The following is a 1,110-nucleotide window of genomic DNA, read 5'->3' as shown; positions in this document are numbered from 1 at the left end:
AGCTAGCATCGCCCACAGCATGCGGGCGTGTTTGTTGGCGATCGCGACAAGCGTCCTGTGATAGCCCTTGCGATGAAACAGGTCGACGATCCAGCGCCCGAGGCGGGAGAGCCTGTCGGGCAGGCAGCGCAGGGCCGACTGCAGGGCGCTGCGCGCGCCCTGCACCAGCAGGCTGCGCAGATAACCATCACCGTGGCGGGTCACCTTGCCCAGTCGGGACTTGCCACCGGAGCTGTGCTGCTGGGGCGTCAGGCCGAGCCAGGCACCAAACTGCCGGCCGTTCCTGAAGCTGGACGCATTGGAGACGGTGGCCACCAGCGCGCTGGCGGTAAGCGGTCCGATACCGAGCAGTTCCCGCAGGCGCCGGGCTGGGGCATTGTCGACGAGATGCGCGGCAATCTCGGCATCACAGCGCGTGACGCGGGCCTCGAGCGCTGCGAATTGCTCGCGTGCTTCCAGCAGAAGTGCCCGGATTGAGGCGGGTAGTCGCGCATCGTCGGTGAGTCGGGGTAATGCAGCGCGCAGTGTCGATCGGGAGCGGCCGAGCGCGATGCCAAATTCGGCGAGTAGTCCCCGCAGGCGATTGATCAGTGCGGTGCGCTCCTCAATCCATCCCAGGCGGGCACGATGCCAGCTCAGGATGGCTTGCTGCTCGACCGTCTTGATGGTGACGAACCGCATTGTGGGTTGCCGGGCTGCAACTGCAATCGCTTCGGCATCTGCGGCATCGTTCTTGCCGCCTTTGCGAAACGGGGCGACGAATTCGGGTGCGATCAGGCGTACGGTGTGGCCGCGTGCGGAGAACCAGCGACCCCAGTGGTGGGCGGAACTGCACGATTCCATCGCGATGGTGCCACAGGGGGCCTGCACGGCCCAGCGCTCGAATGCTGCCCGGCGCAAGACCCGTCGCTCGCGGACAGCACCGCGCTCGTCGAGCACACAGATCGCGAAGACTTCCTTGGCCAGATCGATGCCGATCGTGATGGGACTGTTCATGGTTCACCTCGTCGTTCGGGAGAAAACGGCACGCCGCGTTGCGCGCCGTTGTGCGCGCCAGTTTGCGCGTACCACTACCGACTCGAAAGTCCCTGATATTCCATACCTCGTTTT

The 1,110-nt window shown here is 65.1% G+C and carries 1 protein-coding gene; it reads right to left on the bottom strand.

The genetic code is table 11. The annotated features are described in order from the left end of the window. Positions 1-996 (bottom strand): IS110 family transposase (locus EVC45_RS44810; protein ID WP_129964382.1); only part of this gene is annotated, 996 nt, incomplete at its 3' end. Positions 997-1,110: the final 114 nt, after the last annotated feature.

Origin of the sequence: Paraburkholderia sp. UYCP14C (assembly GCF_004197395.1) — a bacterium.
In the GTDB taxonomy this organism is placed as follows: domain Bacteria; phylum Pseudomonadota; class Gammaproteobacteria; order Burkholderiales; family Burkholderiaceae; genus Paraburkholderia.
This window is presented reverse-complemented; position numbering and strand designations above follow the sequence as displayed.